At 30.5% G+C, this 14,335-nt stretch carries 20 protein-coding genes; 1 reads left to right on the plus strand and 19 read right to left on the minus strand.

Annotated features, from left to right (window positions below; genetic code table 11):
• Window positions 1–32: 32 nt before the first annotated feature.
• The 14 genes from C1Y58_RS12360 to C1Y58_RS12425 all read right to left on the minus strand — a co-directional run bounded on the left by C1Y58_RS12360 (window position 33) and on the right by C1Y58_RS12425 (window position 9,220).
• The gene (locus tag C1Y58_RS12360; protein ID WP_157950068.1) at window positions 33–599 is read right to left on the minus strand and encodes a histidine phosphatase family protein; all 567 of its coding nucleotides are present in this window, start codon (window positions 597–599) and stop codon (window positions 33–35) included.
• Window positions 600–708: 109 nt separating this feature from the next.
• Entirely contained in the window at window positions 709–1,209 is a 501-nt protein-coding gene (locus tag C1Y58_RS12365; protein WP_105616352.1) for a hypothetical protein, read from the minus strand.
• Between the two features lie 176 nt (window positions 1,210–1,385).
• Complete coding sequence (locus tag C1Y58_RS12370) at window positions 1,386–1,886, minus strand: GNAT family N-acetyltransferase (RefSeq protein WP_207655743.1); 501 nt, start codon at window positions 1,884–1,886, stop codon at window positions 1,386–1,388.
• A gap of 41 nt (window positions 1,887–1,927) precedes the next feature.
• On the minus strand, window positions 1,928–2,404 hold the full coding sequence (locus tag C1Y58_RS12375; RefSeq protein WP_105616354.1) for a GNAT family N-acetyltransferase: 477 nt from the start codon (window positions 2,402–2,404) through the stop codon (window positions 1,928–1,930).
• A 174-nt stretch (window positions 2,405–2,578) separates the two neighbouring features.
• Window positions 2,579–2,830, minus strand: coding sequence for a hypothetical protein (locus C1Y58_RS12380; protein WP_105616355.1), 252 nt, complete (start codon window positions 2,828–2,830; stop codon window positions 2,579–2,581).
• 362 nt (window positions 2,831–3,192) lie between these two features.
• Window positions 3,193–3,855, minus strand: coding sequence for a class I SAM-dependent methyltransferase (locus tag C1Y58_RS12385; protein ID WP_105616356.1), 663 nt, complete (start codon window positions 3,853–3,855; stop codon window positions 3,193–3,195).
• 41 nt (window positions 3,856–3,896) lie between these two features.
• Complete coding sequence (locus tag C1Y58_RS12390; protein WP_105616357.1) at window positions 3,897–4,547, minus strand: zinc dependent phospholipase C family protein; 651 nt, start codon at window positions 4,545–4,547, stop codon at window positions 3,897–3,899.
• A gap of 69 nt (window positions 4,548–4,616) precedes the next feature.
• Window positions 4,617–5,363 carry a GNAT family N-acetyltransferase gene (locus C1Y58_RS12395; protein ID WP_105616358.1) on the minus strand — a complete coding sequence of 249 codons (747 nt, stop codon included), beginning with the start codon at window positions 5,361–5,363 and terminating at the stop codon, window positions 4,617–4,619.
• 39 nt (window positions 5,364–5,402) lie between these two features.
• Window positions 5,403–6,086, minus strand: a complete 684-nt coding sequence (locus tag C1Y58_RS12400) for an HAD family hydrolase (RefSeq protein WP_105616359.1) — start codon at window positions 6,084–6,086, stop codon at window positions 5,403–5,405.
• 16 nt (window positions 6,087–6,102) lie between these two features.
• Window positions 6,103–6,444: a DUF1801 domain-containing protein gene (locus tag C1Y58_RS12405; protein ID WP_105616360.1), complete on the minus strand. Its 342-nt coding sequence runs from the start codon at window positions 6,442–6,444 to the stop codon at window positions 6,103–6,105.
• 51 nt (window positions 6,445–6,495) lie between these two features.
• Window positions 6,496–7,257, minus strand: a complete 762-nt coding sequence (locus C1Y58_RS12410) for a DUF4184 family protein (protein ID WP_105616361.1) — start codon at window positions 7,255–7,257, stop codon at window positions 6,496–6,498.
• Window positions 7,258–7,347: 90 nt separating this feature from the next.
• On the minus strand, window positions 7,348–7,794 hold the full coding sequence (locus tag C1Y58_RS12415; protein ID WP_105616362.1) for a Csa1 family protein: 447 nt from the start codon (window positions 7,792–7,794) through the stop codon (window positions 7,348–7,350).
• A gap of 192 nt (window positions 7,795–7,986) precedes the next feature.
• The gene (locus C1Y58_RS12420) at window positions 7,987–8,547 is read right to left on the minus strand and encodes a nucleotidyltransferase family protein (RefSeq protein WP_105616363.1); all 561 of its coding nucleotides are present in this window, start codon (window positions 8,545–8,547) and stop codon (window positions 7,987–7,989) included.
• 100 nt (window positions 8,548–8,647) lie between these two features.
• The gene (locus C1Y58_RS12425) at window positions 8,648–9,220 is read right to left on the minus strand and encodes a GNAT family N-acetyltransferase (protein ID WP_105616364.1); all 573 of its coding nucleotides are present in this window, start codon (window positions 9,218–9,220) and stop codon (window positions 8,648–8,650) included.
• Window positions 9,221–9,536: 316 nt separating this feature from the next.
• Between C1Y58_RS12425 and C1Y58_RS12430 the strand changes: the two genes are divergently transcribed.
• The gene (locus C1Y58_RS12430) at window positions 9,537–10,445 is read left to right on the plus strand and encodes a class I SAM-dependent methyltransferase (protein ID WP_105616365.1); all 909 of its coding nucleotides are present in this window, start codon (window positions 9,537–9,539) and stop codon (window positions 10,443–10,445) included.
• Between the two features lie 174 nt (window positions 10,446–10,619).
• Here C1Y58_RS12430 and C1Y58_RS12435 read toward each other — a convergent pair whose 3' ends face one another.
• The 5 genes from C1Y58_RS12435 to C1Y58_RS12455 form a co-directional block, all read right to left on the minus strand.
• A complete protein-coding gene (locus C1Y58_RS12435) occupies window positions 10,620–11,828 on the minus strand; it encodes a hypothetical protein (RefSeq protein ID WP_105616366.1) in 1,209 nt (402 codons plus the stop codon).
• 63 nt (window positions 11,829–11,891) lie between these two features.
• The gene (locus tag C1Y58_RS12440; RefSeq protein ID WP_105616367.1) at window positions 11,892–12,230 is read right to left on the minus strand and encodes an SdpI family protein; all 339 of its coding nucleotides are present in this window, start codon (window positions 12,228–12,230) and stop codon (window positions 11,892–11,894) included.
• Window positions 12,231–12,321: 91 nt separating this feature from the next.
• Window positions 12,322–12,855 (minus strand): CDP-alcohol phosphatidyltransferase family protein, encoded by a 534-nt coding sequence (locus tag C1Y58_RS12445; protein WP_105616368.1) that lies wholly within the window; start codon window positions 12,853–12,855, stop codon window positions 12,322–12,324.
• 113 nt (window positions 12,856–12,968) lie between these two features.
• Window positions 12,969–13,757 carry an inositol monophosphatase family protein gene (locus C1Y58_RS12450; RefSeq protein WP_105616369.1) on the minus strand — a complete coding sequence of 263 codons (789 nt, stop codon included), beginning with the start codon at window positions 13,755–13,757 and terminating at the stop codon, window positions 12,969–12,971.
• A gap of 78 nt (window positions 13,758–13,835) precedes the next feature.
• On the minus strand, window positions 13,836–14,303 hold the full coding sequence (locus C1Y58_RS12455) for a hypothetical protein (RefSeq protein WP_105616370.1): 468 nt from the start codon (window positions 14,301–14,303) through the stop codon (window positions 13,836–13,838).
• Window positions 14,304–14,335 lie beyond the last annotated feature (32 nt).

The raw sequence follows: 14,335 nt of genomic DNA on the forward strand, positions 1-14,335 counted from the left end.
TTCCAGGCTTAAAGTTCTAGTATATGGATATCTTAATATATCTTACGATTATAATAATCAACTTTCAGTTTTTCATCCTTATGCTGCAACATATTAATACTTCCCATATGTAATTTAGTAATTCCTGACCCATATTGTCCATTTGACAGCGTATATAATAGCGAATTAATTGCACCACCATGGGAAACAATTAGTATGTTTTTATCTTCATATTTTTGAGCTAACTCCAGAACTACTTTATGTACTCTATCTCTCAGATGAAACCAATCTTCCATATTATCATAATCCCTATCAGGATACTTTATTAGCCTCTCTTTCAGAGTCATTCCAGAGGCTTCACCATAATCACGTTCAATCAGGTTTTCTTCTAGAATAACCTCTTCTATTCCAATAGTTCTAGCTATAATGGTCGCAGTACTCTGAGCTCTTTTTAATGGACTAGAAATGATATGATCCCAATCATACTGCTTCAGGTGTTCACCAACCATTCTAGCTTGCTCTAGTCCAGTTTCGTTGAGATCTATATCTTCTCTGCCCTGTAATTTAGTAAGTTTATTCCATTCAGTTTCACCATGCCTAATAATGCATACTCTACCCATTTGAATCCCCCCCATCCGTCAACATCATTATCACTTAATTTCATATGGACTCAGTCAGCCTCATACATTACTTTTAAGAGGTATATCATAATCTTCAACGATAAACTGTTTATCTCAATAAGCCACTATTCTTAAGCATTTCATGTAAACTATCGTTATTCCGAGTGTCCTCATTTTGATCTAGACAACTAATCATTATTCCATTTTCAGAATTTGAAATGGTTGGTCCCATTGGCATGAATGATACATGCATTTGCGGTCTCATATAACCTCTGTATAATTCTTGACCATCCAAATATAATGCAAATTGGTCAGGATAATAGATACCAAGAATTTTAGAACCACCCATGAATAGATCATCTTCCTTTTCATTAATTTCACGTGATGAAATCAACTCATCTTTAAAAGTAATGGTATGGGTATCCCACTCATAATTCAAAATATCTTCACCAGTAAATATAGGTTTTTCATCAATTATAAAATTGTGAGTTCCCTTAACATGTCTTAGAATATAGAGTTCTAGTCTAGCAGCATTATTATCGTTGCTCTCACAGGCGGATAGAACAAATAATGAACATACTATTATAAAAACTTTTAAAACACGTCTCATAATTTCTCCTTTTATAATTTTATAACATACTAACTTTTATTATTATCATTCTAGTTTTTTTGTAGTGCTTCAACTTTATGATAATGCCAGCTGTACATACTATCTGGATCTAAGTCGTAAAGTTTTATTATGTATCCTTTCATGCTTGATCAATTGCTTTATGTACAAGATACTTCCTATAAAACTTTAGTAAAACCTATTGCTAAATCATCATCTATTTCAGTTTTCTCAAAATACTTATAGAAATGATTATCTTTTGAAATACCTTCTCCATCTGGGATATATCCTAATTTCACATAAAGTCTTTGAGCTTGCCCATACCCTTTCAAAACACCGACTCTAATACCAACTTCTTTACTTTTTTTCTTAACTACTTCTTCAGCTATTAGTAGAAGCTTCCTGCCAATACCTTTTCTTTGGAATTTTTCTAATACATTAAAATCCATTAATTCTGGTAGATTTCTTTTTTTAAATACGATATAATCCGAATTCCACACAATAGTTATATATCCAGCAAATTCATTATTATATTCAGCTACTAAAATATATCTCTTACCCAATTCTTGCTCTTCATAATAATTAATATATTGCTCAATTGGTTTATTCCACCCTTGTTCTACGAATGCTTTTGATATTTGAACAGCATCGTCTTTTGTCAAATTTCTAATTTCAATCATTATAGCATCTCCCTACTAATTTGGTTGTCAGCATACTAAGCTCATAATATACGCTTATTCCATTCTTCTTTAGTAATTTGCATTCTATCATCAATTTCTTTTAATCCAAGTTTGAATAGCGGAGCAACTTGCTCTTTCCATTCCAAAACATTATGCGTATCAATAGCTACTATATCAAAGTTGTTAAATGCATATTGAATCATTAATTCTAAGGCTTCAATATCTTCATCGTCCTGATTATGGGCTAATGTAAACCCATGACCTAAATCAAGATGTTTATCTTCATTTATATTATTGAATGAAATAAAACCAATCATTTTGCCATCAACTTTTCTACACACAGCCCAATACTTATCGTTTCCAGCAAAAAATTCTGCTACGCTACGACACCCCTCTGAATCAGTTGGCCATTTTTCCCAAGCATCAAAACCCGTACTTTCCTTGTAGATAGTATATTCTTTTAGATCTTCCCCATCATTTGGCAAAAACCTTCTAATAGATAACCTATTTGTTTCCATGTTGACCCTCCTTCAATATAAAAATAATGTGGCAACTCCTAAGCCAGATGGCTCTTTTAGTTTTTTCCACCTCTTTGCCAAAAGTTCATGACTTAAGTTATTATCAGTAGGCTGAATTTTTTGACATATTTCATTAGAATAATCCCCTTTAGTAACTTTAATGCTCATTTATCTTTACTTAACAATTCTACATGCTAATTCATAGTTATCTTTATGTACATAAATATAATATTGATATGTATATTCTAAGTTTTGTGCACAAGTACGAGTTTTACATCTAAATGAACCTAGGACTACAGAATTATTCCTATTAATTACTTTTGTCTTGAATTTTATACCATTCAAACCTAATTTACTGATAATTTCGTCATAATCTTTCATTGAATAACCCATATAGATCTCTTTTTGATTCCATATTGCAATCATAGAACTCCCCCCGTTTACATCTTTAATATGATCTTATAAGCTCTACCCTACAAGAGAAGTGACTAACGTCACGCTTCAAGTATGTGCAAGAAAGTATGGTTCCTTGCGAGCAAAACGCAGTACTTTCTACACTATAAAAAATAACCACTTAGTTTGCTATACATTGTGGTCATTAATCTATCTCTTTAATGTCAAATTATATTTACTTTTTTTGTCTCAATTCATTTAAATCTTATAATCTAATACGTATTAATTTTAGTAAAGTCTTGTATTGATTTATTGCTACATCTAGTATACATCATAATTGCCTCCATTAATAGCCTTATCAGCTAAAAGTTAGAAGATGTTTCTCATTTTTTAGCTTATCCTTCTTTTCTATATACCATAAGATACCGCCAGTACAAAAGTCTTTTTATTTTTATATTCCCGCTTAAATATTGTCGATAAATTTTCTTAAGTACACCATATTCCATATAGTTATCAATATGACTATGTTCTTCCCATGCCTCTATTTCTTCTCTATTGTCTTTAAATCTGCCACATTTAATTCTTTTAACTATTAAGTTAGTAGGAACTGCTATAAAATCTAGGATACTATCGATTAATCCTTTTCTTTCATACAAATCTAGTACAATTAATACGCCATTATCCTTTAATAATCTTTTTACTTTTGGTAAAGCAGACTGTAATTCTAGATGATGAAATGTCGCAATGCTAACAATATAATCATATCTTATTTCTTCATCTAGTTCATCAAAATCTTGCACTACATATTTGATATTCTTACTTGAATGTCTCTTTTTTGCTTCTTCAATCATTATGGGAGATAGATCAATACCATAAACCATCGAAACTTTATTAGCGAATTTTTCAGTAAATTCACCAGTTCCACAGCCTATATCCAAACCTATTCCTTTTATATTGTCTACTTCTTTAATTAGTAATTTTTTATAGTGTTGATTATGATCCCAATTATCCTCTAATAAAGCAATTCTATTAAAGCTTTTTATAATATCTTCTTTCATAAGTATCCCTCTATTTCTTCTTTACATTATAGGCTAATACTCTATTTACTATATAATATATTTTTTATGTACAGTGACTCTTCAGATATAAATTCCTGTATATTTAAAAGTGTTACATATTTATTATGGGTTACATCTATCGTTTCTCTATCTGTAAATTGATCGTTTAATAGAGACTGTTTCATTTCATTGACCTCATGGCTATTAACAAAACCAGGTATATCATACGCCGTGGATTCTTTCAACATACTCCACATTATTTCTCGGTTCGGGAATAAATATAACTCATAATCAATAGCAAAAGATTCTTGGTGATAGAGACTCCCCATACCGTTTTTTAACTTTTCCTTATTCTTTGAGAAGAATGGCATCCATACTTTTATATTATTTTGTATATCCGCAAGTATGTGGCAGCAATACCCATAGATGAAATCAACTGCTTCAGTATCGCTATATTTACTTAAAAAGCTTAATACATTTTCTAACCATTCAGTATTATTTGTAACTCTACCCCATCTTTCATTACCAATACACAGATGACTATCAAATTTCATGTTACTATTATAGTTATCTCTAAAATGGACTGAATCAGGTGCTATAGAACCCAATAAAAAATCATAAGGATTTTTTATTTGCGGTGTACTAGTCAAAATATTGTATGCTATATGAAGGTGCGTCATAGCAAAAGGCATTGGCCATATCTCCCTTCTCTCTTGTAGATTAAAATTTTCTTTATTTTAATAACTGAGATATATTATCTATTATTTGATAACTAAAGAATACGTTACATACTCTTTATCAAAATGATATCCTAACTTTTCGGCTAAAGATACAGATTCTCTATTAGCTGCATCCCAACTTGGATATAACCCTTTATCTAAGCAATCCAAGATTAACTTCGACGCACAGATATATGCCAATCCTTTCCTACGATACTCCTTTTTTGTATCGATCTCAATTTCGATTCCTTTACTATATACTGTATATGATGATGCACCGCAAACTACCTGTTCATCATGCACTATGACATACCCTACTCCAATATTGTTAAAGTCATCATATGTGGCAAAATTAGAACATAATGATTCAGACCACTCTTCAGACTTAACCATACTATAAATCTGTTCATCTATTTTTCTAATTTGATATGAATCAGATAGTTGTTGAATATTAGAAACTAAGAGCTCTTTATCAAATACATTATCTTCTTTTTTTATAGCATAACGCATAAACTTCTTCAGATTATCCTTATGTACAGATTCAATTAACGTCTCCCACTCTTCATTCTGTGGTATAACTAATATACATTCTGGTGTATACTTACTAGGAAAATTTTTTACTAGATCTTTATTTGGAACACCACCAAAAAAGCAAAAGTCTCCAATAATGATCTGAGCTGACTGTGGATGCTCAATACTATCAGCCCATGCATTCCCCATATAGCCTTCTAAACAAGACCATATAAGTGTTTCATTCCAATTTTCAAATAACGATACTATTTTACCCATATTTTTCTGATCTACTTTATATATAAATCTCACACCTATCTATAAAATGTTTTTTATCTCTTCAAAATTTTCTATGTAGTAATCAGCATATTCATTAAATGTATTCAACTGCTCTATGTCTCTTTTAATAAAATGTCCTGCCTGTATTGTCTTCATCCCCATATTCTTTGCTCCACTAAGTTCTTCTGAGCCACCATCTCCTATGAACATACAATTTTCTGGCTTAACATTCATCTTATCTAATGCAATTTCATAGATTTTTGGATGTGGTTTTAAATACCCAACTTCGTATGAAAATATTGCAGTTTCAAAAATGTAATCCAGTGGAGACTCTTTCCAAAACATGACATCAATAATATCTGCATTGCTTATTATGCATAGCCTTTTTCCTTTATCTTTTAGATACAAAAGTACGTCAAGTATTGTATCCTCTATATTCATGATAGCTCCTTTGAATCGTTCTTCTCTTAAATTCTGAATTAATTGTATTTTATATTCATCAAGGTTAATGCCTATACTATCAAGGATTCTTTCTATTATTTTTCTTGAGTTTCTTACTTTACCTACAGCTCTCTCATTATATAACTCAATATCTTCTGAGTACTTTTCCCATTCTATCTGAGTGATTCCTAAAACATCATACTCATTACTCTCATTAGAATATTGAGGATTTGTAAGTGTATAAAATAAATCAAAAAATATTACATCAATGTTATTGTTCATATTTCCCCCTGCACTATTAGTTAGATTGATGACATGAACAGATTATTTTTTTCAAAGTATCCAGTGGCAATTCTTGATTATCAAATATCTGCAGCATCCCTTTTGGTGTTATTTTATAGTCTAACAATTCATCTTTATACTGAACTACTGTATCTGCAATGAAGTTCATATGGTCACCAAAAACACGAATTACGATCGAAAAGTCATCAGTATAAAAACAAGGAACTTTTGTCCACATTTTTTCATCAATCTCTGAAACGCTATCGTGAATTAATGTTCGAATTATTTCTAATCGTTTTATCTTTTCTGAATCATATTTTGCAATATACTCTGTTACTTCCTGACTTCTTTTTTTCATAGTACCCCCTATTATAAACAATATTTCTCTTCAGTTTCCTTGATACTTCTTCTATTTCTTCGATAAAATGAACGATTTTTTATTAATCTTATATCTTAATGATATTATACAAATACTGATAAAACAACTATTTATACCTGTAATTATAAGTCTACCTATAGAAAAATCATTCCATACTATAATAAACATGATGAAGATCAACCCACTTAAAATAATATTACTGCACCAAAAAAATAGTTTTGAACATCTATCTCGTTCTGCTGAATCAATATAGGCACTATCATTTCTCCAAAATATAAAAATCAGTAATAGTGTCACTAATCCAACTATTGTACTTCCATGTTGTAATAATTTATATACGGGAACGTTAAAGTTTAAAAGACTAATCCTCTTATTTAAAACTGAGAACACCGTCACAAAATATGCCCCCTCGTGCGTAAAACTATCCCATAGAATGTGCGTTGCCATCCCTAGCAAAGCAGAGTAGATAAAAATAACTAATTCTTTAAATGATCCAATCCTCCACCTTTGTCTAGCAAAAGAACTATACTTAGTTGAAAATGATTTTGGTAAATTAAATATGATTTCTTCTTTTAACAAATTGTGAAATAAGCATGTTATTATTAAAACTAGTGGTAAATTAAAATATAACTGCCCCAGTAAGGTATGACCATGCAATCCAAATGGTTTGAAATGAATAAAATACTCAAAGTCAGGAGCCATTGAACCAATAACTAAAGAAGTTGCATTAAAATATTTACTTCTTTTCATCAATGGAATTACTACTGAAGGATGTGCAAATGTAAATGGCAATAACTACACCACCTTTCTTATCTTTAGTAATTTGCTCTTGGATATCATTCATTCTTTATACTAAATGGATATAATATAATATTAATACTATTAATCCTTTTCAATAGTTTTTGTTCCAGTAGGAAATACAGTAATTGTATAGCTATATAGCAATTTCTTTGTATTCTTATCCAATAAGCCAAAATTTAAGCTGATATACTCAAACCCGCCTGAGCACTCAAAATGATTATAAGTTTTCCCATGCTCCCAAGTATAATTTATACTTTCCTCATCAAAGACATGAAAAGCCCATTGAGGATTATTTTCTCCCATGAATCTTAGCCCACTAATATGAAGATAGAATTTATAGCCTTCTGGTATGGTTTTAGGCACGGTGAAGCTTAATAAATCTTTAATTGGATCATAATTAACCGAGTTATAAAAGCTATCCTTAATATCTGTCTCCTTAGAATGTATAGATGCTAACACCATTATTGTTGTAATCGTTGATATTAATACAATCAATAAAATAATTACTCCTATCTTCTTCTTTTTCAAATTTCTCTTTCCCCCATAAAAACTAATTGATATTACTATTTGTATTATTAATTAGTTCAAAATAACACAAATGATTGCTATGCAAATACTATATGTAACAATCTAAACTAATCATTTAATATTTACATCAAATATCATGAGTTATTGATGTGAAGGAAACAGATATAATACTTTTTAAGAAATCAACTCATTTTAAAGTTCCAACTCTTCTCGTAGCATTTTTTTTATATTAAATCTAATATTATTTGGTAAATTTCCTTTTAGCGCTCTTTTTAGTAATTCAGGTTTCTGTACACCATTAGAATGAAGATAGTTTTCTATCATTTTCACTTTTGCTTTTCTATTGGGAATCAATTGATATATAACATACCAATCTTCTAGTGATGTCAATGGAATATCGATATCATTAATTTTAGCTGTCTTTACGATTGACTGGCAATCAAAGACATGTCTATATATTCCTTTTTCATGATTTATGCTCAGTCCTGCCATTACATCAATATCAATATCGTTAATAATATATTCATAAAAATATTCAGTTGAGTAGGTACTTGTCTTTTCAAAGATCCTTTTTTCTCCTAAACTCCTAAGAGTCATATCTGCTTCTTGTATATCATCTAAATTGATTAGAATATCGATATCATTCGGTTTTTCAATAAGCCCATAATGATTTAATAAAACAGATGCACCAACACCCCATAAAATACCATTTTCATTTAATTCCCTACCAATATTACTTAAAGTACTAAACATACTATCACCTCATATCTATTATAACGTTAGCAATTAAAAAGTATGATCTATCTGAATCTACCAAAACAGATGAAACCAATAGTCATAGGCTAAATCATATTTATTCAATATATTTATCTAGTAGATTAACTGCATTTTCATAATCATCATTATTGTAGCCAGCAAGACCTTTTTCTTGTGTTATCGCAAATCCAGCTTTCTTATAAATTCCTATAGCCTTATAACTCCACGTTTGAGTATGCAGATACGTTGTCCTATCCCCTTCAATATCTATAAGCATTTTCATACCTTCAGATACTATAGCTTTGCCTAATCCTAATCCTTGAAACTCAGGTCTAACAGCTACCCAATGTATCCATGGATCTCTTCTTAACCCTGTATAACACCACCAGATAGTAAGTGTAGCCACTTTTAGCCCTTCATTGTTTTCTATAAAAATGCATCTTCTTTCAAGTTCTTTTATATAAGGCAAGTATTCTCTCTGAAAATAAACTAATGCATCTACTTCTCTATCAAACTCTCCTACTGAGGTTTCAATTCCTGCCCATTCTTTTTCATCACCAGCTTTGAATAAAACAAATTTATAATCACTATGCAAATCACTATTACCTATTTGTTTGCCTTTAAGTCTTTTCATCATAACATCATAATATGGTATTGATTTATCTAACATAATATACTAATTCCCCTTTTTAATGTGTTAATATATCGCAATCATACTACTCTCTGTGTAGTAAAATTTTCAACTCGTTTTTTATTACATTGATATAAACTTTTTACCCACTTATACTATATACTTTGTTATTGTGGTAAGTATTTTATAATCCAACTAACCAATTTTATACAACACTCACAATTTATCATGCTTTTCTTGACTTTTATTGAGATTTATGATATAATAAAAGTTTATGTTTAATTCCATTCTTAATTATGATAAATTGTATATAGGCTAAAAACTAGCAGCCATATCAAAATTAGGAGGTTTTTTAATGAACACTAATCAGCCAGATTTAACAGCATTAATAACTACTTTCGCTCGTGCATATCATTCAATTAATTGCGTCAATAAAATTTTTGATGATTACTTAGCTTATGATATATTAGGCGAAGAATCATTTTTGTTTCTAAGAGATAGTTTATCAAATCTATACAATTTACTCAATCCTAATGTACCTATTTATGATAAGAATAAGAAATTGGATTGGGTTATGAAAAACCAGAGCTCGCCTATTACTCTCAGCCGTTCCCAATATACAGAAGACTGTTTAAACTCCATTATAAAAAATGAGTCTATTCAATACGTTATACTTGGTGCCGGTCTTGATACATACGCCTTTCGACAACCTGCTCAACCAAATAATCTTCAAATTTATGAACTGGATCAACCCCAAACTCAATCTTACAAACTTAATCGAATAAAAGAATTAGGATGGTCTACCCCAAATAATTTATGCTTTTTACCTATCGATTTTACTAAAGAAAATCTTTACACAATATTAAGCGGTTCAAACTTTAAGACGGATTCTCAGAGTCTATTCAGTTGGTTAGGTGTAGCAATGTACTTATCAGACGAAACTATATTGACAGTTCTACAATCCATTGCAACCATTTCTGCTCCAGGCAGTTTGATTATTTTCGATTATTTAGATTTAGATGCATTTAATGATTCTCAAACTACAAGTAATGTACAACATTTAATAAAATTAGCCGAACGTTCTGGACATTCGATCAATTCTGGAATTGACTCAAAAAAATTGCCAGATACCCTCTCTCAAATAGGATTAAAAGTAAAAGAGATACTCACACCTGTAGATATTGAAAAGCGCTTCTTCTTAAATTGCGATAGCGGATACCACTCATTTGACCATATACATTTCGCCCTTATTGAAGTATTATAACCCAATTTCTTGCTCCTAACTAGAGTGCTTATTTTATAATGTTTTTGTCTTTGAGACTTCTTTGAGCTGGACAAATAGGAATTACTAATTTCCCAGCCTATTTGTCTAGCTCAAGATTTAGCTCAAGTATCTCGTTGCGAGCGTATCAGTATAGAATACTAATTATTAAAATAGTTACCATACCATCTCTTCTAATAACCATTCCCCACTTTGCTTAATAAGTTTCACTTCTATAGTTAAATAATCATATGAACCTGGATCATAATTTACTAAGAATATTTTTACATCAACCTGATTTTCACTAATGTTTGATATCTCAATAGTGTAATTATTCCAATCAACATAATAACCTCTAGCACCTGCATAGGTTGAATCAATATATAACTGCCCATCTACATTTAAATACAAAGGTTCATTCCCCTGTTCCCAGGTATATAACATGTGATCAGCATATTCTTTTACATATGTACTGTAAAGAAAAGTCTCTAAATCTTCAAACGACTTAAATCTATTTGATATAACTGGATATTCTGGTCCAGTTAGTTTAACACCATCACTATCAGGTAGTTCTGGATCGAAAATAAGTGTTGAAGTTTTAAAAATATCAATAGCTTCTGCATTACGTTTAATTAGTTTGTTTACCTCTTCTTCTAGGTCAGCTAAATTTTCACTCGACGAAACATCATTTAACTCACCAATAGTTATAAGCCAATTGATTTCTTCCTTGAAATCACTAACATAATTAGATTCAATATTTAATTCCTGAATAAATTCACCATATACCCAGCCATATTGAGTCACTATACCATTTGAATATTGGACATAATACCAATAGTTCTCTATATTATTAAACTTGTCCTTCTGTGGGCTTCTACCTAAAACCATAAGTTTGGTTCCTTTAAGAAAAGAACTAAAATGTAAATTCAAATAATTCACATCTATTGTCACTGCCTCCTGAGTAGGTTCTAGTCTCAATTTTACGCGTTCATTAGTTACTGCTTCCCACTTTTCGTTTACTAATTTATCTTCATTTTCCGTATTATCTGCACTATCATAATTATCAACTAAGTTTTTTGCGGCTAATTGCTCTTGCATTATAAAATTTTCATTTCGTATTTCTAAAATAATATTATTTTCTTCGTCGATTTTTACTTCCAATTTTTCTATTTCTTCTACAAATCGTTCATTTGCTAACTTTATTTCAGTATAACTATTAGATAATTCCTTTAATTGATTTTCAAGCTCTTTTTTTTCCTGTATCAAAGACTCATTCTCTTTTTGCATACTAAGTAACATTTCAGCATCTATAACTTCGTCAGAACTGCAGCCTGTTAAAAATAGAGCACATAAAAATATACATATCTGCAACGTATGTTTTCTCAACTATTCGGCTCCTTCCAAATATAATATCATTATCTCATACTCAAATTACACCATAACCCTTAATTAGATATTCTTTCTATTACCTTCCTCATCAAAAACTTTACGTAAATGTACTTCACCAAGAATTAAGATAACAACTAGTAAGACAAAAGCACATATACTCCCAGCAACTGAATGCATCTTAGGAAATAGTAGTGTTATAAAATAACCTGAGACTACAGCTATTATACCTCCAAAAATAAGTAGGTTAGCTCCATATCTCTGTGCTTCATCCCATGTCTCTTTATTTTTCATTGCCAGCCTTGATCGCCATCCATAAATATAGTTTATTTTTTTCGGTGGTAATAACTTGAATATTAATCCAACTACAAAACATACTGCTCCTATAGATAATAAAGGCATAAGTATTCTCCATCCTTCAACTTAACACGCTATGTTCACTTTTCTTTATTTACAAACTTAATCTCATACTATAATTTAATAGTCAAATTTTCTAATTATCGAAGATACTTCTTCTATTTATTTTCAATTCGGTTGAGGTCAAATGAATAAGAAGTTCCTCAATTGAAGAGATGCATGCAATCAAGCAAATTAGCATTATAGGTACATATCCGTTAAAGTTAAATGCTAATAGTAGCGGGAACATAAACAAAGCAAAGCCAGTTAATTTATTTCCATATGTATGTATCACACCAAATTTTCTATATTTTATATATACTATAACCATTGATATCAATCTTATCGTAGTAACAATTATAATCCAGACAATTATATTAAAATGTATAAGAATTATCGGATAAAATAGAATAATCAATACTGTAAACATTATCAAATCTGCTAATGAATCAAGCTTTCCTCCAACTTCACTTACGGTATTGGTCTTTCTTGCTATGTAGCCATCGAGGATATCACTAATTCCACAAATAAGGTATATTATGATAAATGCTTGACTCAGTGGCTCAATAAAAAATAAGGTTAGCGATAGAATTATTCTTATCATTGTTATGTAATTGGCAATTGACTTCATAATATCACCTTTTCACAATTAAATATTAGGCTCGTTTTAAACTAACGTTGTTATATGAGCATAATATGAATATGACGAAGTAGTACAATATCATACTATGATTATACTGAGAGTTATGCGAGAATGTGTTTCAGTTCATCGAACACTTTAGGACTTGATACGATTATATTGTTTCCATTAATACATTCAAGAACAGGGTAATTATCTTCTTTTTTATAGTAGCCTACCTCAGCTCCAGCTTCAATAGCAATTAATTTTGCAGCAGCAACATCCCAAGGAGATAATTTCCCCTCATAAAATCCTTGCATTCTTCCACATGCTACCCAACATATATCTAAAGCAGGTGAACCTAATCTTCTCAAATCTCTTATATGAGGTAGAACACGCCCTAATCTGCTTATTATATCTTGAATATCATCTTTCCTATGTGGAAAACCAGTACCAATCACACAACTTTTTAATTCTGAAACGTCTTTAACACTAATCTTATTACCATTGAGAAACGCCCCTGAATTTTCTGAAGCATAATACATCTCATCAAGGAATGGATTATAAACAACTCCATAGCGGACTTTGCAATCAACTGCATAAGCAATTGATACAGCAACTTGATAGTGGTCGTTTGCATATCCAACAGTACCATCGATAGGGTCAATAATCCATGTAGGCTGCTGCAAAGATTGATTTTTATTCCCATTATCTTCTTCGGATATAATTTCATGATTACAAAATATCTTATTAATCTCTGCTTTAATGATATCATTTGAGACTAAATCTGCGGTTGTAACTAGTTCATAGCCATTTTTTACTGATTCAGTGTATTGTTTTGCTTTTCGTAATTCCTTAATTTTCGTTCCAGCAAGTTTCGCTATTCTTATTGCTTCGCTCAATATTATGTCCATTCAAAATCTACCTCCTATGCATTATATAAATTCATTTGATTCTTCAAACCTATTTATGAAATTAGTAACCTAGTGTTATTAATTGACAAATTGCTCAGTAATGCTTATTATATAACCATCTTTAACCTCTACCCAAAAAGGTACTTTTGCAGCATCATCGGAATAGGTATTCAAATACTTAATAAAATCACTTTTATTAGTTGTACTATAATTTCTATCAGCTTCTTGGCTAGTAAAGTCATTACCCCAGTCAATAAAATTGTATATCGTTTCATCAGTTATCTCAAATGAAACTGTATCTGTACTTGGATTATGAATATAGTACCCATTCGGCATATCATTTTGTTGAGATAATTCTAATTCTTCAATTCTGTCTTTGTCTTCATCTGTTATCCATTCAATCTCATCTAAGTAAAGTGTATGGCTCTCTATGCTTATGTGCCCGATAAGCAAATCTTCTTTACTACTTTCTATATCAGATTGTGTGCACGAAACAAAAGACAAACTCACTAAACAAATTACAAAGAGATTCAATATCTTCTTCATTTCTTAATCCTCCTTTTTAACTAAATTAATCC

This window comes from Vallitalea okinawensis (assembly GCF_002964605.1).
In the GTDB taxonomy this organism is placed as follows: domain Bacteria; phylum Bacillota; class Clostridia; order Lachnospirales; family PQDH01; genus Vallitalea_A; species Vallitalea_A okinawensis.